The following is a 23,930-nucleotide window of genomic DNA, read 5'->3' on the forward strand; positions in this document are numbered from 1 at the left end:
TTGAAGCCTTAGTCGCTCAGCGTATCGAAGAAATCCTTCATCCGGGCAAAGAATCCGGTCGATTCCGGATTGTTGTCCTTGGAGGAGATCTCCTCGAATTCCTGCAGCAGTTCGCGCTGGCGCTTGGTCAGCTTCTGCGGCGTTTCGATCTGGATCTGGATGTAGAGGTCGCCCGATTGCGCCGAGCGCAGCACCGGCATGCCCTTGCCCTTCAAGCGGAACTGCTTGCCGGCCTGGGTGCCCTCGGGAACCGTGACGCGCGACTTGGTGCCGTCGAGTGTCGTCACGTCGAATTTGCCGCCAAGGGCAGCCGTCGTCATCGAGATCGGCACGCTGCAATAGAGATCGGCGCCGTCGCGCTGGTAGAACTCATGCGGCCTGACCGAAAGGAAGATGTAGAGGTCGCCCGACGGTCCGCCGCGAAGGCCGGCTTCGCCTTCGCCCGAAAGGCGGATGCGCGTACCGTCCTCGATGCCGGCCGGAATGTTGACCGAGAGGGTGCGCTCTTCGGTGACCCGGCCCTGGCCGTGGCACTTGCCGCAGGGGTCGGTGATCGTCTGACCGCGCCCGCCGCAGGTGGGGCAGGTGCGTTCGATCGAGAAGAAGCCTTGAGCGGCGCGCACGCGGCCGGAGCCGTGGCAGGTGCCGCAGGTCTTGGGGCTGGTGCCCGGCTTGGCGCCGGAGCCGGTGCAGACGTCGCAGGTGATCGAGGTCGGAACGCGGATCTGCGCCGTTTTGCCGCCGAAGGCTTCCTCGAGCGAGATCTCCATGTTGTAGCGAAGATCGGCGCCGCGCTCGCGGCCGCCCGATGAGCGCCGCTGGCGCCCGCCGCCCATCATCTCGCCGAAGATGTCTTCGAAGATGTCGGAGAAACCGCCGGCACCACCGCCGCCGAAGCCGTTGCCCATGCCGCCCTGCTCGAAAGCCGCATGACCGTAGCGGTCATAGGCCGCCCGCTTCTGCGGGTCCTTGAGCATCTCGTAGGCTTCGTTGATTTCCTTGAAGGTCTTCTCCGCTGCCGCGTCGCCGGGGTTCTTGTCCGGATGATACTTCATCGCGAGCTTGCGGAAGGCGCTCTTCAGCTCCTTTTCGTCGGCGTTCTTGGCAACACCAAGCGTTTCGTAGAGATCACGTTTCATTCGTAGAAGATTATCCTGTTGGCAAGCCAGCGCGATGGCTCGGCGGCTGCCCGTTTACCTTGCCACCGATTTAGTAAACCTTGAAGCGCGATACCATAGCCCGAACGGCGGTAGATACGGTTTTTTGTCGGAAAAGGTACGTTTGCGGCAAGTCACAGTGCCGATCGCCGATATTGCAGGCCCTGACGGGCGAGACCGGCAACAAAAAAGCCCGGGCGAACCCGGGCTTTTCCGTCTGTTTGAAGGGCGACTTAGGCCGAACGCTTGCGATCGTCTTCGTCGTTGACTTCTTCGTAGTCGGCATCGACGACATCGCCGTCACGGGCAGCGTCGGCGGCGGCATCCGCATGAGCGGCTTCCGTCTGCTGCGCTTCGTAGATCGCCTGGCCGAGTTTCATGGAAACTTCCATGAGCGTGTTGGTCTTGGCCTTGATGTCTTCGGCGTCCGGCTCGGAGGCTTCGACGGCGGTCTTCAGCGCGGCAATCGCGTCGGAGATCGCCTTGCGGTCCGTTTCCGAAACCTTGTCGCCGTAATCCTTCAGCGACTTCTCGCTGGAGTGGATCAGGCTTTCGGCCTGGTTCTTGGCTTCCACGCCTTCGCGACGCTTCTTGTCGACTTCAGCGTTGGCTTCGGCGTCCTTGACCATCTTTTCGATGTCGGCGTCGGAGAGGCCGCCAGATGCCTGGATGCGGATCTGGTGTTCCTTGCCGGTGCCTTTGTCCTTGGCCGAAACCTGCACGATGCCGTTGGCATCGATGTCGAAGGTCACTTCGATCTGCGGCATGCCGCGCGGTGCCGGCGGAATGCCGACGAGGTCGAACTGGCCGAGCAGCTTGTTGTCTGCAGCCATTTCACGCTCGCCCTGGGAGACGCGGATCGTCACGGCCGACTGGTTGTCGTCGGCGGTCGAGAAGGTCTGCGACTTCTTGGTCGGGATCGTCGTGTTGCGTTCGATCAGGCGGGTGAAGACGCCACCGAGCGTTTCGATGCCGAGCGACAGCGGGGTGACGTCGAGCAGGAGAACGTCCTTGACGTCGCCCTGCAGAACGCCGGCCTGGATGGCGGCGCCCATGGCGACCACTTCATCCGGGTTCACGCCCTTGTGCGGCTCCTTGCCGAACAGCTGCTTGACGGTTTCCTGCACCTTCGGCATGCGGCTCATGCCACCGACGAGAACGACTTCGTCGATCTCGGCAGCCGAGACGCCGGCATCCTTGAGGGCTGCCTTGCACGGCGCGACGGTGCGCTGGATCAGGTCGTCGACAAGCGCTTCGAACTTGGCGCGGGTCAGCTTCATCGTCAGGTGCTTCGGACCGGAAGCGTCAGCCGTGATGAACGGCAGGTTGATTTCGGTCTGCTGCGACGAGGACAGCTCGATCTTGGCCTTTTCAGCGGCTTCCTTCAGGCGCTGAAGAGCGAGCTTGTCGTTCTTCAGGTCGATGCCCTGTTCCTTCTTGAACTCGCCGGCGAGGTACTGGACGAGACGCATGTCGAAGTCTTCGCCACCGAGGAAGGTGTCGCCGTTGGTCGACTTCACTTCGAAGACGCCGTCGCCGATTTCGAGAACCGAGATATCGAAGGTACCACCACCCAAGTCGTAAACGGCGATCGTCTTGCCGTCCTTCTTGTCGAGGCCGTAGGCGAGCGCTGCCGCGGTCGGCTCGTTGATGATGCGCAGAACTTCGAGACCGGCGATCTTGCCGGCATCCTTGGTTGCCTGGCGCTGGGCGTCGTTGAAGTAGGCCGGAACGGTGATGACGGCCTTCTCGACCTTTTCACCGAGGTAGGATTCGGCCGTTTCCTTCATCTTCTGAAGGATCATGGCGGAGATCTGCGACGGGGAGTAATCCGTGCCGTGCGCTTCGACCCAGGCGTCGCCATTGTCGGCCTTGGTAATCTTGTAAGGAACCATGTCCTTGTCTTTTTGCGTGGTCGGGTCCTGGAAGGTCCGGCCGATCAGGCGCTTGATCGCAAAAAGCGTGTTTTCCGGATTGGTGACAGCCTGGCGCTTGGCCGGCTGGCCAACGAGACGCTCGCCGTCTTCGCTGAATGCCACCATCGAGGGGGTCGTGCGCGCACCCTCGGCATTTTCGATCACCTTCGCGTCTTTACCGTCCATGACGGCGACGCAGGAGTTGGTCGTTCCCAGGTCAATACCAATAACTTTAGCCATGTCGTTCTCTCCTTGCAGCGGACTGTCGGAACCCGGTCAGGCATTCGTGAGACAGCCCCTAACGGGATGGTCTTTGGATTTCTTCGCAGCTTAGACTGCGCCGATGCGGCGTATATAAGGACCGGCGTTTCGGACTGCAAGGCATTCTGCGGGGCGTTTGGGGGCAAAAGCAAGCCCGGGATTTGTCTAGCCCGAAATGGGCCATCGGCCGCAGCCTGCCTACAGGCCGGATCCCCTGTCAAATCGAGGTTCACGGGCGGCTCAGCCGCCGGTCAGAATATCGAAAAGCGTGGTGCGGCGCGTGGCCCCGGTCGTCTGGCCGACATCGGCCGGCGGTACCATGCCGCCGTTGCCCTGATCCGCCGTCTGGCCGCCCCACGGGGCGCCGCCCTGGTCGACCGGACGCTGCCCGACCGCGACGCCGCCATCGACGCCGACGGGTGCTTCCGGGAAGGCTTCCGGGTCGCCGGACATCAGGTCGCCTGGGGGCGGCGCGGTGCCGTCGTCGAAGACCGGCTGCACGCCGGTCGTCCCGAACAGCGGCGAGGGCGAAAGCCCTTCGTGGGCCGCCATCATGAAATCGTGCCAGGCCTTGGCCGGCAGGCCGCCGCCGGTGACCTTCTTCATCGACTTGCCGTCGTCGTTGCCGAACCAGACGCCGGTCGTGAGATTCGAGGTGTAGCCGACGAACAGCGCGTCGCGGAAGGACTGCGTCGTGCCGGTCTTGCCGGCCGCTTCCCAGCCTTTCAGCTGCGCCTTCTTGCCAGTGCCCTTGGTCAGCACCCGCAGCAGCATCTGGTTCATCTCGCTGACGATCGCCGGATCGAGCACGCGCGGCGGGTTGTCGTAGGTGTTTTCGTAGAGCACCGTTCCGTCCGCCTTGGAAATGCGGCGGATCACGTGCGGCGTCGCCTTGAAGCCGCCATTCATGAAGGGGGCATAGGCCGAGGTCAGTTCGACGAGGCTCACTTCCGACGTCCCGAGCGCGATCGAGGCGTTTGCCTGCATCTCGGAATCGATACCGAGGCGGTGCGCGACCTTGACGACGTTGGAAGGGCCGACCTCCATGACCAGCTGGGCTGCGATCGTGTTCAGCGAGTTGGCGAGCGCATCGGCAAGCGTCACCTCGCCGCGATATTTCTGGTCGTAATTCTCCGGCGTCCAGTTGCCGATCCGAACCGGACCGTCATTGCGGATCGACATCGGCGTGCGGCCGATCTCCATGGCCGCGGCATAAACGAAGGGCTTGAAGGCCGAGCCCGGCTGGCGCTTGGCCTTGGAGGCGCGGTCGAACTGGCTCTCGGCATAGTCCTTGCCGCCGACGAGCGCCCGGATGGCGCCGGTGCCGTCGACCGAGACGAGGGCGGCCTGCGAGGCGTCGAGCTTCTTGCCATCGGCGTCCAGCGTCGCGGCAATCACTTCCTCGGCCTTCTTTTCGAGATTGAGGTCGATCGTCGTGTCGATGACCAGGTCTTCCTTGATCTCGCCGATCATGCCCGGAAGCTGGTCCATCACCATATCGGCGACATAATGCTCGGCGCCCGACCAGTAGCTCTTGGCCTTGGTCGGCGTCTGCGACATCGCCGTCTTGATCTCGCTGTCGGTGACGAAGCCTTCCTCGCGCATCGCGCCCAGCACGATCTGGGCGCGCTCTTCCGCCGCCTTCGGATCACGCGCCGGCGAGAGCCGCGAAGGGGCCTTGAGCAAGCCCGCGAGCAGGGCCGCCTCGCCGAGGTTCACGTCGCGTGCCGACTTGTTGAAGTAGCGCCGCGAGGCCGCTTCGACGCCATAGGCGTTGGAGCCGAAGAACACCCGGTTGAGATACATCGCCAGGATCTGGTCCTTGGAATACTTCTGCTCGAGCCAGAAGGCGAGCAAGACTTCCTGCACCTTGCGCTCCAGCGTGCGCTCCGGCGACAGGAACAGGTTCTTGGCGAGCTGCTGCGTCAGCGTCGAGCCGCCCTGGACCATGCGGCCCGTAGTGACGTTCGTCAGCATGGCGCGGGCCAGACCTAAGGGGTCGATGCCGAAATGGGAATAGAAGCGCCGGTCCTCGATGGCGATGACTGCCTGCGGGATATAGGGCGACATGTTTTCGAGCGAAAGCGCTTCGCCGCCCGTGGTGCCGCGGTTGGCGATGATGTCGCCGCTGACGGCAAGGATCTTCACGTTCGGCGGGCGATCGGGGATCGACCAGCTTTCGGCGCTCGGCATGCGCGCGCCGTAGTAGAGCACCAGGCCGCCGACGCCCATCGCGCCCCAGATGCCGAGCACGATGCACCAGTAGAACAGCGTGCGGACAAGGCCGACCAAGCCACCGCCACCGGAGCCGCGACGGCCGCCGCCGCGCTTGCCGGCTGGCTTCTTCTTGCCGCTGCTCCTGTTGGTCTGGCCGGAAGATTTGCCGCGTGGCGCCTTGCGGCTCGTGGTCACGCGGTCGCTGGCCTCTACGCGAAAATCGTCGTCGTCATCGTCCTCGTTTCCGCCGAACGAGGGCTCGATCCGCTGTCCTGACCTGCCGCTTGCTGCCATGCCGTTTGATCTATCCCTCACCGCCCAGCGGTGGCCCTTGGCGCTATCGTTGCGGCCAATCGATTTCAACGGCGGTAACGGCGTCCCACGCCCATCCGCCACGGCGACCGGGTGAACTTTAAATGCGGCAATTTAAGGGGTGGTTAAGAAAGTCGTTGTGAAAAAGCCTGATGGTTCAAAACCTTGACGCTTAGGCGCGCATGCGCCTCCAGGTCCGAGCCCGTGCTCGCCGGTTCTCACTGGATGGCGTTTCGAAGCGGAGTCTCTTCGACCGATGCCGTGGGGCTCACCGGATAGGGATCGGTGTAATCGTAGAGCCATTGGCTGAAAGGCATCCGCAGCAGCACCCGCTTGCCCAGATGGTTCATGGCCACCTCCTCGCAGTCGGCGGCCGGGTGGGCCCGACGGCCGCACATGCCGAGCGGGCTGTCGATCAGACGGAAGCCATGTCCCTGATAAACGAGGGCCGTCATCGCTTTGAGCTTGAGGGAGCCGGGCGGCAGCACCACGAGACGGAGGCTGGCAAGCCAGGTCGCAAGAATCAGGACAACGATGAGGGCGGTCGGAATCTGGAGCAGCAATTTCATTTGAGCGCCTGCAATTACTGAGTGAAAATTTATTCTTGGCTTACACGTAGATGTATGTCGAAAAAGCTGAACAAAAGGAACCTGCCATCAGTAGTTGTGGTTTCTATCAGGTTATCGGTCGCGGCGGTCCTCCGGATGCACCAACCGCGATCCGACGTCAGGGACGATGCCTTTGGCCCTGCCTTTCCTTCACGATTTTGTGCAGTGCAAAATGATGTCTTGAAATTGTTGCGGCGCATAATTATTATACGACTCATCGAAGCGCTGCACCTCCTCCCGCGGCGCCCGATGCGGATCGGCGGCACTCCTCCTCCCAGCTGCCGATCAAGTTCGAGAGCCCCGTGTACCTCCTCCCACACGGGGCTCTTTTCATTTTGCGCTTATGCCCGCGGCTTTCTGCTCATCGGCGTGACGCCGCCCACCGCCTCCCAAATTTGCTGAGGTCAAACGGATCGCCGGTGCCGCGCCGAACGGTGGCTGGCCTATGTCGTTATCGATCCACTCGCGAATCCTGCTATGGCTTCGCCTCATTGTTGTGTTCGGCTGCCCGCACGACAAAGGAGGACTGCCATGAAGCTTCGATCCACCGTCTTCGCCCTCGGCGCATTTGCAGCCCTGAATGGCGAAGCTCTGGCGCAGGACAGCGTCGCCTATGTCGATGACCGGTCCGATGGGGCCGCGCTCGTCCGCTCGCTCTACAACGCCGTCAACCGCAAGGAATATGCCCGCGCCTATGGTTATTTAGGCGAATCGAAACCCGTCGGCGGCTTCAAGGCGTTCACCCGCGGCTATGAGCGCACGGTGTCTGTCGAGATCAAGGTCGGCAAGGTGAAGACGGAGGCCGGGGCGGGCAGCATCTATTCCGCCGTTCCCGTCGCGGTGAAATCGATCGAGAAGCGGGGGCGGGTGCGGTTCTTCGCCGGCTGCTATGTCGCCCGCATCATCAATCCGTCGCTGCAGGTGCCGCCGTTTACACCCTACCAGATCGAAGCGGCGCGCCTGCACGAGGTGAAGGGGCCGCTCGAACAGGCGCTGCCCACTGTCTGCAACGCGCCCTGATATCCGTGATGGACGCGGTCTCTTCGCCTAGGGGAGGTCGCTTCCCTTCGGCGGCTGGCGCTCCGCCACGAAACGCGCCCGCTCGAACACCAGGATCACGATCAGCGCAAGCACGAACGGGATGACGAGGTAAAGCAGCCGGAAGATCGCAAGCGCCGCAAGCACGGCAGCCGGGTCCATTTCCGGCAAGGCGGCGATGAAAATCAGCTCGAGTACGCCAAGCCCGCCGGGCGCATGCGACAGAAGGGCTGCCGAAAAGGACGCAAGGAAGATCCCGAGAATGACGATATAGCCCGGATTTCCCGCTTCCGGCAGGGCGAAATAGATGATCCCGGCGGCGCCGATCAGCTCCACCGGAGCGATCACCAGCTGCCGGAAAACGATCTTCGGCTTCGGGTAGTGCAGCTGGAACCAGCGCGTGCGGAACGACGGCAGCCCGACGAGACTGCCGATGACATAGAGCCCGATGACGATGAGGATGAGCACGCCGGTTGTGAGCGACATTTCGACCGGCAGGAATTCGGCAAAACGCTCGATGATGTCGGGCCGTACCAGAAGCACGACGGCCGATAGAACCAAGGTCCCGAGAGTGAAGGTGAAGGAGCAGAAGGCGACGAGAACGCCGACTTCGCCCGGGGAAAGCCCCTTGGAACGGTAGGCGCGGTAGCGCACGACCGCGCCGGAGAACACCGAGGCGCCGAGATTGTGCGACAGCGCGTAGGTCGTGAACGAGCAGAGCGTGATGAACCAGAGCGAAATGCGGTGGCCGAGGTGGTCGAGCGCAAGTCGGTCGTAGGCCGCCAGAGCTGCATAGGCGAGGAGCGTCGAGCCGATCGCCAGAAGCCAGCTCCTCAGCGAAATAGCATTGAAGCTTGCGAGAAACTCGTCGAACGACAGGTCGCGCAACTCATGATAGAGCGCGTTCACCGAAAACAGGATCGCCAGAAGGCCGACAACGGGCCAGAAATAGGTCTGCAGCCGCTTCATGCCGGTGCCGCGATGGATGCGAGGGCGTGGCGGGGTTGTTTCAAGGACACTTCCGTTGCAGCGGCCGGAGGGTTTCTCCGAGCGGAGACGTTCAGTTTTCTGAGCCGCTTTGTCATAACGTCACGCCCGCAGCGCGACGCTTCGGTCCTTACCCTTGCCAACGATCCGATTTCCCTTTGTGATTTGTTTCACAAAAAGGAAGCACCTGAGACCCCGGAGGTCAAGGATTGACGGCCCGCCGACAACGGAGAAACCGCCGGGAAACAGTGAAGGGGAAACGGTAAAGCGTGGACATCCCGCCGATCGGGCAGCGATGCATGCGCGTCGATGGAGCGCTTGCGCGCGAGGGCTGCATCATCTCCAGCCACGCAACCAAAGCAAAGAAGCCGTGGCGAGAGCTCCGCCACGGCTTCCGGGGTCAAGTGGCTCGGGCGGGATGCGCGCACAAAATCGCGCCCCGTCCCGCACCGATCATCAGGCGGCGAGCGCGTCGAGGATACGGATCCATGAGCGGATGCCCTTGTGATAGGACTGCAGCTCGTACTTCTCGTTCGGCGAATGGATGCGGTCGTCGGAAAGACCGAAGCCGACGAGCAGCGATTCCATGCCGAGCATCTTCTGGAAGTCGCCGACGATCGGGATCGAGCCGCCCATGCCGATGATGACGGCCGGCTTCGGCCACTCGTCGGACAGGGCCACCTTCGCCGTGTTGAGCAGCGGCGATTCGTACGGAAGATGGATCGCTGGCGAACCGCCATGGGCATGGAACTCGACCGAGCAGTCGGCCGGAACCTTGGAGCGCACATAGGCGCGGAAGGCTTCGCGGATCTTTTCCGGGTTCTGGTTGCCGACCAGGCGGAAGGAAACCTTTGCCGAAGCCTCGGCCGCGATCACCGTCTTGAAGCCTTCGCCGGTATAGCCGCCGGTGATGCCGTTGACTTCCGCGGTCGGTCGCGCCCAGGTCAGTTCCAGCACCGAGCGGTTTTTTTCACCCGACGGGATCGAAAGGCCGATTTCGCCGAGGAACTTCTCTGCCGTCTGGCCGAGCGTTTCCCAGGCCGCCTTGATCTGGGCCGGGGTCTCTTCGACACCTTCGTAGAAGCCTGGCAGCGTCACGCGGCTGTTTTCGTCATGAAGGCCGGCGAGAATGGTGGTGAGGATGCGGATCGGGTTGGCGGCAGCACCACCGAAATAACCGGAATGCAGGTCGCGGTCGGCAGCCCGGACGATGACTTCTTCGCCGACGAGGCCGCGCAGGCCAGCGGAGATCGCCGGCGTATCGCGGTCCCACATGCTGGTGTCGCAGACCAGCGCATAGTCGGCCTTGAGTTCGGCGGCATTGGCTTCGAGGAAGGGCTTCAGCGACGGCGAGCCGGATTCCTCTTCGCCTTCGAACAGGATGGTGACGCGGCAGGGCAGGGCGCCATGCACGTCCTTGTAGGCGCGCACCGCCTCGACGAAGGTCAGGAGCTGGCCCTTGTCGTCAGCCGTGCCACGGCCGGTGATCACCTTGCGGCCGGGTTCGATTTCCTTGATGCCGGGCTCGAACGGATCCGTGTCCCAGAGGTTCAGCGGATCGACCGGCTGAACGTCATAGTGGCCATAGAACAGCACATGCGGCGCATCGGGCTTGGCGCCGTCATGGTGGGCGACGACCATCGGATGGCCGGGGGTGTCGCGCACCGATGCGGTGAAGCCGAGGCTGTTGAGTTCGGCCACCAGCCATTCGGCCGCCTTGCGGCATTCCGCCTTGAAGGCCGGGTCGGTCGAGATCGACTTGATCCGAACGAGGTCGAACAGCCGGTCGAGGCTCCTTGGCAGGTTGGCGTCTGCGCGTTCGAGAACGGGGGTGATGTCAGCCATCATGCATATCCTTGCTTCAAGTTTCGCCGGAACCTACTGCATGTGCCGCCAAAGCGAAATCGATTTGAGCGATTTTGGGCAGAGGTCTCAGGTGACGGTGAACGGAGAGCCCGGCGCGTCGGCAAGGTGAGCGCCGGGGCGCCCGGATCGACGCGTCTGCCCCCGCTTTAGAACGGGCGAACGCCCGCTTTAAGCCAATTTTTTTGATGGAATGATCATAAGGGGGTGGTGCGTTCAGGCGCGACTGTCGCTGCGTGCCACGCTCGCGAGCGCCATGCGCATATATTCGAGCATCAGTTCGCGTTCGAAATTCCTGAGGCCGGCAAGCAGCGACTGGTCGGCGGCAAGCGCTGCCTCCTTGGCGGCCGCCTCCATCTCCTTTGCCTTTTCGGTGAGGTAGATCTGCTGCGAGCGCTTGTCCTGCGGATGCTTGCGGCGGAGGATGAGCCCGTCGCGCTCCATGCGCGAGAGCGTGTTTGCCATCGTCGCCTGTTCGATGTCGAGGCGATCGAGCAGTTGTTTCTGCGTCAGGCCTTCCTCGGCCCAAAGCTCGAGCAGGATGGGAAACTGACCGGGCGCGAAACCAAGCTTCTGGCCGCGCTCGTGAAGCGCGCGCGAAAAGCTCTTAGCCAGCAGGCTGGCCAGGTAGGTCGCAGATTCCATACGATTGAAGGCCATGTCTATCGGTACGCCCGAACCGCCATGAAGACAAGTTACAATGCAGGCGATGGACCTTGAGACCGTCGGGTCTCACCGGGATTTGAGCGGAGGTGATCGGACGGCAGAAACAAAAAACCGTCACGGTGCGGAGGCGGCGCCGTGACGGTCTTTTGAAAACGGGACAAAGGCCCGGAGAGGGGGATAAGGCCTTTGTCCTCATCTGGTGCGGGCGGGGGACAGGCCAATCACCAGAAGACGGCATCACTCGGTGCCGTTGAGTAAGATTTGAGGATTCAAATGTGGCTTTTCAAGGATACCGGGGCTGAATCGGACATTACAAATATGTAACGTTTGCGTGAAGCCGAACGGGCGCTTGCGAAGCCTTTTGGCGCTCGATCCCAAGGCGAAATCAGTCCCTGTTTTCGCAATCCGCGGTGGCGATCGCGGCCACCGCGACCGGTGGAGAATGTAGTGTCTGGCGGGAAAACCGCAATGGACCTTTGGCTTGCCCCGCGCTATCCATTTGCCCATGAAAAACGGTGATCATCTCTTCCTCGTCGACGGCTCCGGATTCATCTTCCGGGCGTTCCACGCCATCCCGCCGCTCAACCGCAAATCCGATGGCCTTCCGGTCAACGCGGTATCGGGTTTCTGCAACATGTTGTGGAAGCTGCTCACCGATGCGCGCGACACCTCGGTCGGCGTCACGCCGACCCATTTCGCGGTCATCTTCGACTATTCGTCGAAGACCTTTCGCAACGCGCTCTACGATCAGTACAAGGCGAACCGCACGGCGCCGCCGGAAGATCTGATCCCGCAGTTCGGGCTGATCCGTCACGCGACCCGCGCCTTCAACCTGCCCTGCATCGAGAAGGAAGGCTATGAGGCCGACGACCTGATCGCCACCTACGCCCGGCTTGCAGAAGCCGCCGGCGCCGGCGTCACCATCGTCTCGTCCGACAAGGACCTGATGCAGCTCGTGACTTCGAACGTGTCCATGTACGACAGCATGAAGGACAAGCAGATCTCGATCCCGGAAGTGATCGAGAAATGGGGCGTGCCGCCGGAAAAGATGATCGACCTGCAGGCGATGACCGGTGACTCCACCGACAATGTCCCGGGCATTCCCGGCATTGGCCCGAAGACGGCAGCACAGCTGCTCGAGGAGTACGGCGATCTCGAAACGCTGCTGGCCCGCGCCGGCGAGATCAAGCAGGCCAAGCGCCGCGAGAACATCATCGCCAATGCCGATCTCGCTCGTCTGTCGCGCCAGCTCGTCGAACTCAAGACCGACACGCCGCTCGACGTTCCGCTCGAAGAGCTGAGCCTCGAGCCGCAGAACGGTCCGAAGCTGATCGCCTTCCTGAAGGCGATGGAATTCACAACGCTGACGCGTCGCGTCGCCGCCGCGACCGGTACGGACGCCGATGCCGTTGAAGCAGCCTTGGTGCCGGTAGAATGGGGCGCCGAGGCGCGCGGCCCTGATCTCGACAAGGGAGATGGCGCGGAAAAGGTCAGCGAGCGCTCCTCCACCGCGGCTGCCGCCCGTGGCGAGGCCGCGCAAGCCGCCGCCGTCCTGTCGCGTGCCGGCGAAGCGAATGGCGCGGACGCGACGCCCGAGGCGCTCGCTGCGGCACGCGCTGAAATCTTCGCCAAGGCGCCGATGGATCAGAGCGCCTATGTGACGATCCGCGACATCGCCACTCTCGACCGGTGGATATCGGACGCGCGCGAAGCCGGTGTCGTCGGCTTCGACACGGAAACGACCTCGCTCGATGCAATGCAGGCCGACCTCGTCGGCTTCTCGCTGGCGATCGCCGACCACAAGGCCGACCCGACCGGCGCCTCGATCCGGGCGGCCTATGTGCCGCTGATCCACAAGACCGGCGTCGGCGACTTGCTCGGCGGCGGGCTCGCCGAAAACCAGATCCCGGTCGCAGAAGCCTTGAGCCGGCTGAAGCGCCTGCTGGAGGACCCTTCGGTCCTCAAGGTCGCCCAGAACCTGAAATACGATTACCTCGTGATGAAGCGGCACGGCATCACCGTCGAAAGCTTCGACGACACGATGCTGATGTCCTACGTCGTCGATGCCGGCAACGGCACCCATGGCATGGACTCGCTGTCTGAGCGCTGGCTGAACCACAAGCCGATCGCCTACAAGGACATCACCGGAACCGGCAAATCCTCGGTGACCTTCGACTTCGTCGATATCGACCGGGCAACCGCCTACGCGGCTGAGGATGCGGACGTCACGCTCAGGCTCTGGCATATCCTGAAGGCCCGATTGGCCGCCAAGGGGCTGATGCGCGTCTATGAGCGGCTGGAGCGGCCCCTGGTTGCCGTTCTGGCACGCATGGAAGACCGCGGCATCACCGTCGACCGCCAGATCCTCTCGCGGCTTTCGGGCGAGCTCGCCCAGGGCGCAGCCGGGCTCGAGGACGAGATCTACAAGCTCGCTGGCGAAACCTTCACCATCGGTTCGCCGAAGCAGCTCGGCGATATCCTCTTCGGCAAGATGGGCTTTGCCGGCGGCTCGAAGACCAAGACCGGGCAATGGTCGACCTCGGCACAGGTTCTGGAAGACCTGGCAGCCGAAGGCCACGAACTGCCGCGCAAGATCGTCGACTGGCGACAGCTGACCAAGCTCAAGTCCACCTATACCGATGCGCTTCCGGGCTTCGTCCATCCGGAGACGAAGCGCGTGCATACGTCCTACGCGCTTGCCGCCACGACCACCGGCCGCCTGTCGTCGTCCGATCCGAACCTGCAGAACATTCCGGTGCGCACCGCCGAAGGCCGCAAGATCCGCACCGCCTTCATCGCAACGCCCGGCCACAAGCTCGTCTCGGCCGACTACAGCCAGATCGAACTGCGCGTGCTTGCCCATGTTGCGGACATTCCGCAGCTTCGCCAGGCCTTTGCCGATGGCGTCGACATTCATGCGATGACCGCATCGGAAATGTTCGGCGTTCCGGTCGAGGGCATGCCGAGCGAAATCCGCCGGCGCGCCAAGGCGATTAACTTCGGTATCATCTACGGCATCTCGGCCTTCGGCCTTGCCAACCAGCTGTCGATCGAGCGCTCCGAAGCCAGCGACTACATCAAGCGCTATTTCGAGCGTTTCCCCGGCATCCGCGACTATATGGAAGGCACCAAGGTGTTTGCCCGCGAGCACGGCTACGTCGAGACGATCTTCGGCCGCCGCGCCCACTATCCGGACATCCGCTCGTCGATCCCATCGCATCGCGCTTTCAACGAGCGCGCCGCGATCAACGCGCCGATCCAGGGCTCGGCCGCCGACATCATCCGCCGCGCCATGGTGAAGATGGAGCCGGCGCTGGCCGAGGCGAAGCTTTCGGCCCGCATGCTGCTGCAGGTGCACGACGAACTGATCTTCGAGGTCGAGGACGCCGAGGTCGAAAACACCATTCCGGTCGTCGTCTCGGTGATGGAGAACGCCGCCATGCCGGCGCTCGACATGAAAGTGCCGCTGAAGGTCGATGCGCGCGCGGCAACCAACTGGGACGAGGCGCACTGATCTAGTCGGTGCACACCGGGTTTTTGATGGAAACCTCTCAGAAAACCTCAAAAGCCGAATGCGACGAATCTTGCAGCGCCCGGGGGCATTCCATGCTCCCGGGCGCCTTTCCATCAGGATGATAGAAAGCGTCAGCCGTCGCAGCCGGAACGATTGCCGGCGCGTTCAACTCCTCATAGGCAGCCTTTGGGAAGGGGCTCGAGCCTCATCCGAAACGGCTGCAATCGGAGGAGATCATGGCGCCGAAGACCTTCATTCTTGTCCTGTCCTGCGACGACAAACCCGGCATTGTCGCCGCCGTCACCACGGAGCTTGCCGCCCTTGGCGCAAACATCGCCGAGAGCAACCAGTTCTGGGATACCAAGACCAACAGCTTCTTCATGCGCATCGCCTTCCAGGTTGCAGCGAGCGTTCAGGCTGGTGATGTCGAGCGGGCGCTTCGCCCGGCCGTCGAGCGTTTCCAGATGCGGACCACGCTCACGGATGCTGCGGTCAAGCCGAAGATCCTGGTCCTCGTCTCCAAGTTCGACCATGCGCTCCTGCACCTGCTTTACCAGATCCGTGTCGGCTGGTTGAACGCGGAGGTCGTCGCCATCGTCTCCAACCACGAAGACAGCCGGCGTACGGCTGAAGCCGAAGGGCTCGCCTATCACTGTTGGTCGGTATCGAAGGACAACAAGGCCGAGCAGGAGGAAAGGCTTCTGCGACTGGTCCAGGAGACCGGCGCGGATCTCGTCATCCTTGCCCGCTACATGCAGGTGTTTTCCGACAATCTGTCGAAGCGCCTCTACGGCAAGGCGATCAACATCCACCATTCGTTCCTGCCGAGCTTCAAGGGCGCCAAGCCCTATCATCAGGCGCATGAGCGTGGCGTGAAGCTGATCGGGGCGACGGCGCACTACGTCACGCCGGACCTCGACGAAGGCCCGATCATCGAACAGGAAACCGAACGCGTCAGCCATGCCTTGACGGCGGAAGATTTCGTCGCCACCGGCCGCGACATCGAAAGCCGGGTGCTGGCGCGCGCCGTCAAGCTGCACCTGGAGCGGCGCGTCATGCTCAACGGTCACAAGACGGTCGTGTTCAGCTAGAGGGTTCTGGAAGGCGCTTCATGTAGCCGGTACTCACAGGGGTGCCGGCTACAGCTGTTACAGGCGGGCTACGACGGCGGTCGCGGTAACGGCCGGCGCGCGGAAGCTGGCAAAGAGCCGGCTCAGGCCCTCGCGTCCCTCGGCCGTCAGATCGAAGGTGCGGCCGAACAGCAGCCATTCCGTACAGAGCCCGAGCATCATCCAATGCAGGGTCCGCGTCGCGGAGGCGGGGGTCCAGGTCTCGTGCATCTGCCCCTTGGCGAGCGCGCGGGAAAAAGCGAGTTCGAGCACGACATTGTGGTGCTCGTCGAGTTCCTTCTGGCGGGCGAGGACCTCGCCCAGGTCGCCGTCGTAATTGGTGCGCAGCATGATCGTCAGAATGCGCTGGCGCTGCTCGTCGGCGGCCAGAACATCCAGCCAGTCGCCCATGGCACCTTCGAGGATGGAGAGTGTATCGGCAGCTTCCGCTTCGATCTCGCGGGCGACCATGTCTTCCTGCGGCAAGGGCACAGCGTCGTGCAGCGCGAGGAACAGGTCGGTCTTGTTGGCAAAGTGCCAGTAGATGGCGCCACGGGTCACGCCGGCGGCCTTGGCTATTTCTTCGAGCGTCGTGTTCGAGACGCCCTTTTCGTAGAAGACGCGCTCGGCGGCGCTCAGGATCTTCTGTCTTGTTGCTTCTGCATCGGCCTTTGTTCGGCGCATTCATTCCTCCTCATGCGACGGCCCGCCAGAGGCGGGCCGTCCAGTCTTGTTTTATTCGGCGGGTGTCGGGTTTTCTGCGGCTGTCGGTGTGTTCTCCACCTTCGTTCGGCTGAAGAGCTTCGTGACGAACACGAAGAAGACAGGAACGAAGAAGATAGCGAGCACCGTTGCCGAGATCATCCCGCCCATGACGCCCGTGCCGATGGCGCGCTGGCTGCCGGAGCTGGCACCCGTGGCGATTGCGAGCGGCAGAACGCCGAGCGTGAAGGCTAGCGACGTCATCAGGATCGGCCGGAAGCGAAGATGTGCCGCCTCCAGCGTCGCGTCGATCAGCGACTTGCCCTGCTCACGCAGTTCCTTGGCGAACTCGATGATCAGGATCGCGTTTTTCGCCGAGAGACCGATGATCGCGATCAGGCCAACCTTGAAGTAGACGTCGTTCGGCATGTCGCGCATCATCACGGCGAGCACCGAACCGATGACGCCGAGCGGAACGACCATGATCACCGCCACCGGGATCGACCAGCTCTCATAGAGGGCTGCAAGGCACAGGAACACCAGAAGGCACGACAGCGCGATCAGGAGAGGCGCCTGGGTGCCGGACTGGATTTCCTGCAGCGACTGGCCGGTCCATTCGTAACCGAAGCCTGCAGGCAACTGGCCCGCCAGCCGTTGCATCTCGGCGATCGCGTCACCCGAAGAGTAGCCGTGGGCGGCTTCGCCGCTGATACGGACCGACGGGTAGCCGTTGTAGCCGATCGTCTGGGTCGACGCCTTGACCCACTCCACCGTCGCGAAGGCCGACAGGGGCACCATGCCGCCATTGGCGTTGCGGACGTTGAGGTTCAGGAGGTCGGCGGTCTGCATGCGCTGACCTTCGTCCGCCTGCACCGTCACGCGCTGCATGCGTCCGGCATTGGGGAAGTCGTTGACGTAGGACGAGCCGAGGTTGGTCGAGATCGTCGAGTTGATATCGGCGAAGGTCACACCGAAGGTGTTCGCCTTCTCGCGATCGATCGTGACGCTGACCTGAGCCGCATCGGGCATGCCCTCGAAGCGGACGCCGGAGAGCACCTTGCTCTCAGCAGCCATGCCGAGCAGCTGGTCGCGGGCCTGCGACAGCGCCGCCTGGCCGAGACCGCCACGGTCCTGCAGGCGGAACGAGAAGCCGCCGGTGGTGCCGAGGCCCTGGATCGCCGGCGGCGACAGCGCGAAGCTGATCGCATCCTTGATCTGGCTCATCGCCATCGTCGCCCGCATGGCGATCGACTGTGCGGCATTGTCGGCGTCACGTTCCTTCCAGTCCTTCAGCGTCACGAAGGCGAGCGCTGCGTTCTGGCCGGTACCGAAGAAGGAGAAGCCGTTGATCGCGATGATGCGTTCGACTGCCGTTTCCTGGCCGAAGATCTTCTCGGCCTGCTCCACCACCTCGGTCGTGCGGTTGCCCGTTGCTTCCGACGGCAGCTGCATCATGACGATCACGAAGCCCTGGTCTTCGTCCGGAAGGAACGACGACGGCAGCTTCATGAACAGCCAGCCGAGACCGGCGAGCACCGCGACATAGACGATCATGTAGCGGCCGGTCCGGTGGACCAGGCGCTTCACGATGCCGCTATAGCCGTGCGACGTCTTGTCGAACGAGCGGTTGAACCAACCGAAGAAGCCACGCTTGGCGTGATGATGACCCTTCGGAACCTGCTTCAGGAAGCTCGCGCAGAGCGCCGGTGTCAGCGACAAAGCGAGAAGTGCGGAGAACAGGATCGAGACGACCATCGTCAGCGAGAACTGGCGATAGATCACACCGACCGCGCCCGGGAAGAAGGCCATCGGAATGAACACCGAGGCGAGAACCAGCGTGATGCCGATGACGGCGCCGGTGATCTGCTTCATCGCCTTGCGGGTGGCTTCTTTCGGCGTTGCCCCTTCCTCGGACATGATGCGTTCGACGTTTTCGACGACGATGATCGCATCGTCGACGAGAATGCCGATCGCCAGCACCATGCCGAACATGGTCAGAACGTTGATCGAGAAGCCCATCGCCAGCATGACCGCGCAGGTGCCGAGGAGCGCCACCGGCACGACGAGCGTCGGGATGATGGTGTAGCGGATGTTCTGCAGGAACAGGAACATCACGATGAACACCAGCGCGACCGCTTCGACCAGCGTCGAAAGCACCTTCTCGATGGAAACGGCGACGAAGGGCGAGGTGTCGTAGGGAACCGAATATTCGAGGCCCTGCGGGAAGAACTTCGCCAGTTCGTCCATGCGTTCCTTGATGGCGGCCGAGGTCGACATGGCGTTGCCGCTCGGCGAAAGCTGGACGGCGATAGCCGCCGACGGCTTGCCGTTCAGGCGCGTCGAGAAGGCGTAGCTTTCGCCGCCGATCTCGATGCGGGCAACGTCGCGCAGGCGGACGGAGGAGCCGTCCGGATTGGCGCGAAGCACGATCGCACCGAACTCTTCGGCGCTTTCGAGCTGGCCCTTGACGACGACGGGCGCGCTGATCTGCTGGGTGATCGGGTTCGGCTGTGCGCCGATCGAGCCCGAAGCGATCTGGGCGTTCTGCGCCGTGATCGCATTGGTCACGTCCGCAGCCGTCAGGTTCAGACCCAGCATCTTGTCCGGATCGAGCCAGACGCGCATCGAGCGTTCCGTGGCAAACAGCTGCGCACGGCCGACGCCGGGCACGCGCTGGATTTCGCTAAGCACGTTGCGGCTTAGATAGTCGCCGAGGCCGATGGCGTCCATCGAGCCGTCGGTCGAGGTGAGAGCCACGATCATCAGGAAGCCGGAGCCGGCTTCATCGACCTGCACGCCCTGGCGCTTGACCGAATCGGGCAGGCGCGGTTCGACGCGGCGAACCCGGTTCTGGATGTCGACGGCCGCCTGTCCCGGGTCGGTGCCCGGTGCAAAGGTGGCGCTGATTTCGACCGAGCCGGAGGCGCTGGAGGTCGACTCGAAATAGAGCAGGCCTTCGACGCCGTTCAGCTCGTCTTCGATCAGTCGCGTGACGCTCTGATAGGTGTCTTGCGACGAGGCGCCGGGGTAGCTCGTGTTGATGGAGATCTGCGGCGGCGCGACGTCAGGATACTGCGATACCGGCAGAAGCGGAATCGCAATGACGCCGGCGACCATGATGAAGATCGCCACCACCCAGGCAAAAATAGGCCTGTCGATGAAAAAACTAGGCATCAATCAAACTCACTTTGTAGCTTCGGCAGGCTTTTCGTCGGCAGCGGCCGTTGTCTGCGCTGCTTCGGCAGTCGGCTTGGCGTCCGGGTTCCAGTCCGTCGGCTCGACGGGGGCACCGGGGCCGATCTTCTGGAAGCCTTCGACGATGACCTTTTCGCCGGCCTTGATGCCGGAGGTCACCTGCCAGCGGGTGCCGATCGTGCGGCCGAGGGTCACGTTGCGGAACTCGACCTTGTTGTCGGCGCCGACGACATAAACCTGCGACTGGCCGGCGTTGTTGCGCTGGACGGCCTGCTGCGGAACGGTGATCGCGTCCTTCTCGACGCCCTGCTGCACAAGTACGCGAACATACATGCCGGGAAGCAGGTCGTTGTCGGGGTTCGGGAATTCGCCGCGCAGGGTCACCTGGCCGGTCGTCGCGTCGACGGCGGCCTCCGAGAACAGGAGCTTGCCCTTGTGCTCATAGGTGGTGCCGTCGTCGAGCACGAGCTGGACTTCGGCTTCCTCGCCGTCGCCGTTCATCATCTGGCCGTCCTCAAGCGCCTTGCGCAGGCGGATGAGGTCGGTCGCCGACTGGGTGAAGTCCGCGTAGAGCGGGTCGAGCTGCTGGATCGTCGCGAGATTTTCCGAGCTGTTGGTGCTGACGAGCGCGCCTTCGGTAATCAGCGCACGGCCGATGCGGCCGCTGATCGGTGCCGTCACGTCGGCATATTGCAGGTCGAGCTTGGCCGCAGCGAGGCCGGCTTCGGCGATCGCGACATCGGCGTCGGCCGTCGCAAGCAGCGCAGCCGCATCTTCCAGCTGCTGCGCGGCGACGACGTTCGCCTTCTTCAGCTGCTCCTGGCGATCGGCCTTCTGCTGGGCCTGCTGGCGAATGGATTGGGCGCGCCGAAGCGTGGCCTCTGCCTTTTCGACCTGGACGCGGAAGGGGGCGGGATCGATGCGGTAGAGCACGTCACCGGCGTTGACCTTGGAGCCCTGCTGGAAGACGCGTTCGACGACAATGCCGGAAACGCGCGGACGAACCTCGGCGACACGGGTCGCGGCGATGCGGCCCGGAAGCTCGTTGGTGATCGGCAGGGTTTCGGTCTTGGTCGTGAAGACCGCGACGGCGGACGGTGGGAATGCGGCGGCGCCCTGTTGTGCTTCCTCTTTCTGGCAGCCGGAAAGAAGAATCACAGTTGCCAAGGCGGCGGCCAGTGTCGGTCGGTTCATGCGCATAGCGATGTCCATATTCGGTGACCGCAGGCGACAGGTGCATCTCGCAAGGTGCCCGTGCGGTCCGGAAGTGAAGGGGAGCGGAACCGGTATCGCTTGGGGAAAATACCGGAAAGCTAATATACAAACACAAATGTATGTTAAATCGCTTTGCAGCGCAACAGAGTCATTCAGCACGGCTATTCAAAAAATAATTCAGCCGCCACAAGGGGTTAGTCCCGTGGCGGCCGGTTTTCACGCAGCTGTGATGAGGCCTTAGCCTCAAAACGCATCAGGCGAGGACGCGGTCGTCGTCGCCGAAACGGTGCATGGCACCGACCGTCGGCGTCGCATAGACGATGTCGTCAGGCGCGTAGCGATGTTCGCCGAAGAGGCGGACGGTGATGGTGCCGACCTGCTCGGAATCGATATAGACGATGGTGTCGGCGCCGAGGTGCTCGACATGCACGACCTTGCCCTTCCAGTCGCCGCTCTCGCGTGAAAGCGCCATGTGCTCCGGGCGGATGCCGATCGTCTTGGCTTTGACATCGCCGAGCCGGGCGCCCTCGATGAAGTTCATCTGTGGCGAGCCGATGAAGCCAGCGACGAAGACGTTGGCCGGGCGGTTGTAGAGATCCATCGGCGAGCCGATCTGCTCGATCTGGCCGGCGTTGAGGACGACGATCTTGTCGGCGAGCGTCATCGCCTCCACCTGGTCGTGGGTCACGTAGATCATCGTTGCCTTCAGGCTTCGATGCAGCCGGGCAATCTCAAGCCGGGTGTTGACGCGCAGCGCCGCGTCGAGGTTCGAAAGCGGCTCGTCGAACAGGAAGAGCTTCGGTTCGCGCACGATCGCGCGGCCGATCGCCACGCGCTGACGCTGGCCGCCCGAAAGCTCGGCCGGGCGACGGGCCAGGTAGGGATCGAGCGACAGCATGTTCGCAGCCTTGCCGACCTTGTCCTCGATCTCCGCCTTCGGAGCGCCGGCCTGTTTCAGGCCAAGGCCCATATTGTCCTTCACCGACAGGTGCGGATAGAGCGCGTAGGACTGGAACACCATGGCGATGCCGCGCTTGGCGGGCGCCACGTGGCCGACTTCCGTGCCGTCGATCTGCACGCTGCCGGAGGTCGCGTCCTCGAGGCCAGCGATGGTGCGCAGCAAGGTCGACTTGCCGCAGCCCGACGGGCCGACGAAGATGACGAACTCGCCGTCCTTCACCTCGAGGTCGATGCCCTTCAGCACCTCATGGCTACCGTAGGCCTTGCGGATGGATTTGAGTTGAAGCGATCCCACCTGGTTGCCCCCTTTAAAGTTTGACTGGTCTGCCGGTGCGCACGCTTTCGTCTGCGGCAAGGCAGATGCGTAGCGACTGCACGGCGTCGTTCATGTGACGGTCGAGGTCGATGTTTTCGCGAATGGCCTTCAGCACATAGGCCTGCTCGCGGTCGCAGAGTTCCTGGTGGCCGGGCTCGCCGTCCATCTTCAGGTCCTCGTCGGCTTTCAGGAAGCGGCCATCGGGACCAGTTTCGGCGTTGTGCAGCCGGATCACCGCGGTCTTTGTGTGCATGTCGATGTCGTCGGACTTGGCATTCTGGTCCATGACGATCGACACCGATCCCTTCGGCGACATCACGTCCTTCACGAAGAAGGCGGTTTCCGAGATCATCGGCCCCCAGCCGGCTTCATACCAGCCGGCCGAACCATCCTCGAAGATCACCTGCAGGTGACCGTAATTGTACATGTCGGGCGCGATCTCGTCGGAGAGACGGAGCCCCATGCCGCGCACTTCCACCGGCTTGGCATCGGTGATCTGGCACATGACGTCGACATAGTGCACGCCGCAATCGACGATCGGCGACGTCGTCTTCATCAGCGACTTGTGCGTCTCCCAGGTCGGTCCGCTGGACTGCTGGTTCAGGTTCATGCGGAAGACATACGGACCGCCGAGCTTGCGCGCTTCGGCGATCAGCCGGATCCACGAGGGGTGATGGCGCAGGATGTAGCCGATCACCAGCTTGCGGCCGTGCTTCTTCGCAGCCGCGACGACGCGCTGGGCGTCGGCGACGGTGGTTGCGAGCGGCTTTTCGACGAAGACGTCGGCGCCGGCCTCGAACGCCATGACCGCAAAGTCCGCATGGCTGTCCGAATAGGTGCAGATCGAGCAGAGCTCGGGCTTCAATTCGGCCAGGGCCGTCTTGAAGTCCGGATGGATCGTGTAGCCGCTCAGTTCCTCCGGCAGCGGCACCTTCGAGCGGTTGACGAGGCCGACGATCTCGAAGCCGGGATTGTTGTGATAGGCGAGCGCATGGCTGCGCCCCATGTTGCCGAGCCCCGCGACGAGGACCCGGACCGGTTTGCTGCTTGCACTCACTTGACTGCTCCTGCCGTGATGCCGCGGATCAGTTGCCGCGAGAAGATGACGTAGAGGACGAGAACCGGAAGGATGGCGAGCGACAGCGCCGCCAGAACCGCGTTCCAGTTGGTGACGAACTGGCCGATGAAGATCTGCGAGCCGAGCGTCACGGTCTTGGTGGTTTCCGCCGGCGCGAGGATCAGCGGGAACCAGAGATCGTTCCAGATCGGGATCATCGTGAAGACCGCGACGGTTGCCATGGCCGGACGGACGAGCGGCAGAACCAGGCGGAAGAAGATCGAATATTCCGACAGCCCGTCGATGCGCCCGGCGTTCTTCAAGTCATCCGAGACCGTGCGCATGAACTCCGAGAGAATGAAGATCGCGAGCGGCAGGCCTTGGGCTGTATAGACGAGGATCAGTGCCGTCAGCGTGTTGACGAGGTTGGCAGCGACCATGCCCTGCAGAATGGCGACGGTGCCGAGACGGATCGGGATCATGATGCCGATCGCGAGATAAAGGCCCATGAGTGTGTTGCCACGGAAGCGGTATTCCGACAGCGCGAAGGCGGCCATCGCCCCGAAGAGCAGCACCAGCGCGATCGAGACGATCGTGACGATGAAGCTGTTCTGGAAATAGGTGGCGAAGTCCCCCTGGCCGAGGACGGTCTGATAGCCGATCAGGCTGAAGGTCTGCGGCGTCGGGATCGTCAGCGGCGCCCGAAAGATCGCGTTGCGATCCTTGAACGAGTTGATGATCGTCAGGAACACCGGAAACAGCGAGATGAGCGTGTAGGCGATGAGCGCTGCATGCACGAAGCCGGTGCGGAGAAATGAATCGCGTGCTTTCGACATC

Annotated in this window: 16 protein-coding genes; 3 read left to right on the forward strand and 13 right to left on the reverse strand. The window is 62.9% G+C overall.

The genetic code is table 11. The features are described from left to right. Positions 1–8: 8 nt before the first annotated feature. The 4 genes from dnaJ to AC3WVQ_RS18925 all read right to left on the reverse strand — a co-directional run bounded on the left by dnaJ (position 9) and on the right by AC3WVQ_RS18925 (position 6,432). Positions 9–1,139 carry a molecular chaperone DnaJ gene (gene dnaJ / locus AC3WVQ_RS18910; protein WP_034804924.1) on the reverse strand — a complete coding sequence of 377 codons (1,131 nt, stop codon included), beginning with the start codon at positions 1,137–1,139 and terminating at the stop codon, positions 9–11. Positions 1,140–1,390: 251 nt separating this feature from the next. Next, positions 1,391–3,313, reverse strand: a complete 1,923-nt coding sequence (gene dnaK / locus AC3WVQ_RS18915) for a molecular chaperone DnaK (RefSeq protein WP_034804922.1) — start codon at positions 3,311–3,313, stop codon at positions 1,391–1,393. A gap of 261 nt (positions 3,314–3,574) precedes the next feature. Continuing rightward, a complete protein-coding gene (locus AC3WVQ_RS18920; protein WP_060580539.1) occupies positions 3,575–5,845 on the reverse strand; it encodes a transglycosylase domain-containing protein in 2,271 nt (756 codons plus the stop codon). A 236-nt stretch (positions 5,846–6,081) separates the two neighbouring features. Next, a complete protein-coding gene (locus AC3WVQ_RS18925) occupies positions 6,082–6,432 on the reverse strand; it encodes a hypothetical protein (RefSeq protein WP_090296145.1) in 351 nt (116 codons plus the stop codon). Positions 6,433–7,002: 570 nt separating this feature from the next. Between AC3WVQ_RS18925 and AC3WVQ_RS18930 the strand changes: the two genes are divergently transcribed. Then, a complete protein-coding gene (locus AC3WVQ_RS18930) occupies positions 7,003–7,491 on the forward strand; it encodes a hypothetical protein (protein WP_090296146.1) in 489 nt (162 codons plus the stop codon). 27 nt (positions 7,492–7,518) lie between these two features. Here AC3WVQ_RS18930 and AC3WVQ_RS18935 read toward each other — a convergent pair whose 3' ends face one another. The 3 genes from AC3WVQ_RS18935 to AC3WVQ_RS18945 form a co-directional block, all read right to left on the reverse strand. Further along, on the reverse strand, positions 7,519–8,478 hold the full coding sequence (locus tag AC3WVQ_RS18935) for a lysylphosphatidylglycerol synthase transmembrane domain-containing protein (RefSeq protein WP_090296148.1): 960 nt from the start codon (positions 8,476–8,478) through the stop codon (positions 7,519–7,521). 474 nt (positions 8,479–8,952) lie between these two features. Further along, complete coding sequence (locus AC3WVQ_RS18940) at positions 8,953–10,344, reverse strand: M20/M25/M40 family metallo-hydrolase (RefSeq protein WP_090296151.1); 1,392 nt, start codon at positions 10,342–10,344, stop codon at positions 8,953–8,955. 231 nt (positions 10,345–10,575) lie between these two features. Next, on the reverse strand, positions 10,576–11,019 hold the full coding sequence (locus AC3WVQ_RS18945) for a MarR family winged helix-turn-helix transcriptional regulator (protein WP_060519455.1): 444 nt from the start codon (positions 11,017–11,019) through the stop codon (positions 10,576–10,578). A gap of 511 nt (positions 11,020–11,530) precedes the next feature. On the opposite strand from AC3WVQ_RS18945, the gene polA reads away from it, so the two are divergent. Both polA and purU read left to right on the forward strand, forming a co-directional pair. Continuing rightward, positions 11,531–14,539 (forward strand): DNA polymerase I, encoded by a 3,009-nt coding sequence (polA, locus tag AC3WVQ_RS18950; RefSeq protein WP_492382894.1) that lies wholly within the window; start codon positions 11,531–11,533, stop codon positions 14,537–14,539. 236 nt (positions 14,540–14,775) lie between these two features. After that, a complete protein-coding gene (purU, locus tag AC3WVQ_RS18955; RefSeq protein WP_051659688.1) occupies positions 14,776–15,630 on the forward strand; it encodes a formyltetrahydrofolate deformylase in 855 nt (284 codons plus the stop codon). Between the two features lie 57 nt (positions 15,631–15,687). On the opposite strand, the gene AC3WVQ_RS18960 is transcribed toward purU, so the two are convergent. The 6 genes from AC3WVQ_RS18960 to AC3WVQ_RS18985 form a co-directional block, all read right to left on the reverse strand. Further along, the gene (locus AC3WVQ_RS18960) at positions 15,688–16,332 is read right to left on the reverse strand and encodes a TetR family transcriptional regulator (protein ID WP_034804901.1); all 645 of its coding nucleotides are present in this window, start codon (positions 16,330–16,332) and stop codon (positions 15,688–15,690) included. Positions 16,333–16,383: 51 nt separating this feature from the next. Then, positions 16,384–19,524 (reverse strand): multidrug efflux RND transporter permease subunit, encoded by a 3,141-nt coding sequence (locus AC3WVQ_RS18965; protein ID WP_492382895.1) that lies wholly within the window; start codon positions 19,522–19,524, stop codon positions 16,384–16,386. Positions 19,525–19,533: 9 nt separating this feature from the next. After that, entirely contained in the window at positions 19,534–20,745 is a 1,212-nt protein-coding gene (locus AC3WVQ_RS18970; protein WP_472323144.1) for an efflux RND transporter periplasmic adaptor subunit, read from the reverse strand. 268 nt (positions 20,746–21,013) lie between these two features. Continuing rightward, positions 21,014–22,015 (reverse strand): ABC transporter ATP-binding protein, encoded by a 1,002-nt coding sequence (locus tag AC3WVQ_RS18975; RefSeq protein WP_034804877.1) that lies wholly within the window; start codon positions 22,013–22,015, stop codon positions 21,014–21,016. Positions 22,016–22,028: 13 nt separating this feature from the next. Then, the gene (locus tag AC3WVQ_RS18980; protein WP_110818580.1) at positions 22,029–23,093 is read right to left on the reverse strand and encodes a Gfo/Idh/MocA family protein; all 1,065 of its coding nucleotides are present in this window, start codon (positions 23,091–23,093) and stop codon (positions 22,029–22,031) included. Next, positions 23,090–23,929: a carbohydrate ABC transporter permease gene (locus AC3WVQ_RS18985; RefSeq protein ID WP_060609508.1), complete on the reverse strand. Its 840-nt coding sequence runs from the start codon at positions 23,927–23,929 to the stop codon at positions 23,090–23,092. Before AC3WVQ_RS18985 ends, AC3WVQ_RS18980 begins: the two co-directional genes overlap by 4 nt. Between the last annotated feature and the right edge of the window lies 1 nt (position 23,930).

The organism is Ensifer sp. EB106-05-01-XG146 (assembly GCF_058791875.1).

Coding starts and splice junctions, on each gene's coding strand:
- dnaJ (WP_034804924.1), bottom strand. CDS start 1,139: ATGAAACGTGATCTCTACGAAACGCTTGGTGTTGCCAAGAACGCCGAC.
- dnaK (WP_034804922.1), bottom strand. CDS start 3,313: ATGGCTAAAGTTATTGGTATTGACCTGGGAACGACCAACTCCTGCGTC.
- AC3WVQ_RS18920 (WP_060580539.1), bottom strand. CDS start 5,845: ATGGCAGCAAGCGGCAGGTCAGGACAGCGGATCGAGCCCTCGTTCGGC.
- AC3WVQ_RS18925 (WP_090296145.1), bottom strand. CDS start 6,432: ATGAAATTGCTGCTCCAGATTCCGACCGCCCTCATCGTTGTCCTGATT.
- AC3WVQ_RS18930 (WP_090296146.1), top strand. CDS start 7,003: ATGAAGCTTCGATCCACCGTCTTCGCCCTCGGCGCATTTGCAGCCCTG.
- AC3WVQ_RS18935 (WP_090296148.1), bottom strand. CDS start 8,478: ATGAAGCGGCTGCAGACCTATTTCTGGCCCGTTGTCGGCCTTCTGGCG.
- AC3WVQ_RS18940 (WP_090296151.1), bottom strand. CDS start 10,344: ATGATGGCTGACATCACCCCCGTTCTCGAACGCGCAGACGCCAACCTG.
- AC3WVQ_RS18945 (WP_060519455.1), bottom strand. CDS start 11,019: ATGGCCTTCAATCGTATGGAATCTGCGACCTACCTGGCCAGCCTGCTG.
- polA (WP_492382894.1), top strand. CDS start 11,531: ATGAAAAACGGTGATCATCTCTTCCTCGTCGACGGCTCCGGATTCATC.
- purU (WP_051659688.1), top strand. CDS start 14,776: ATGGCGCCGAAGACCTTCATTCTTGTCCTGTCCTGCGACGACAAACCC.
- AC3WVQ_RS18960 (WP_034804901.1), bottom strand. CDS start 16,332: ATGCGCCGAACAAAGGCCGATGCAGAAGCAACAAGACAGAAGATCCTG.
- AC3WVQ_RS18965 (WP_492382895.1), bottom strand. CDS start 19,524: ATGCCTAGTTTTTTCATCGACAGGCCTATTTTTGCCTGGGTGGTGGCG.
- AC3WVQ_RS18970 (WP_472323144.1), bottom strand. CDS start 20,745: ATGCGCATGAACCGACCGACACTGGCCGCCGCCTTGGCAACTGTGATT.
- AC3WVQ_RS18985 (WP_060609508.1), bottom strand. CDS start 23,929: ATGTCGAAAGCACGCGATTCATTTCTCCGCACCGGCTTCGTGCATGCA.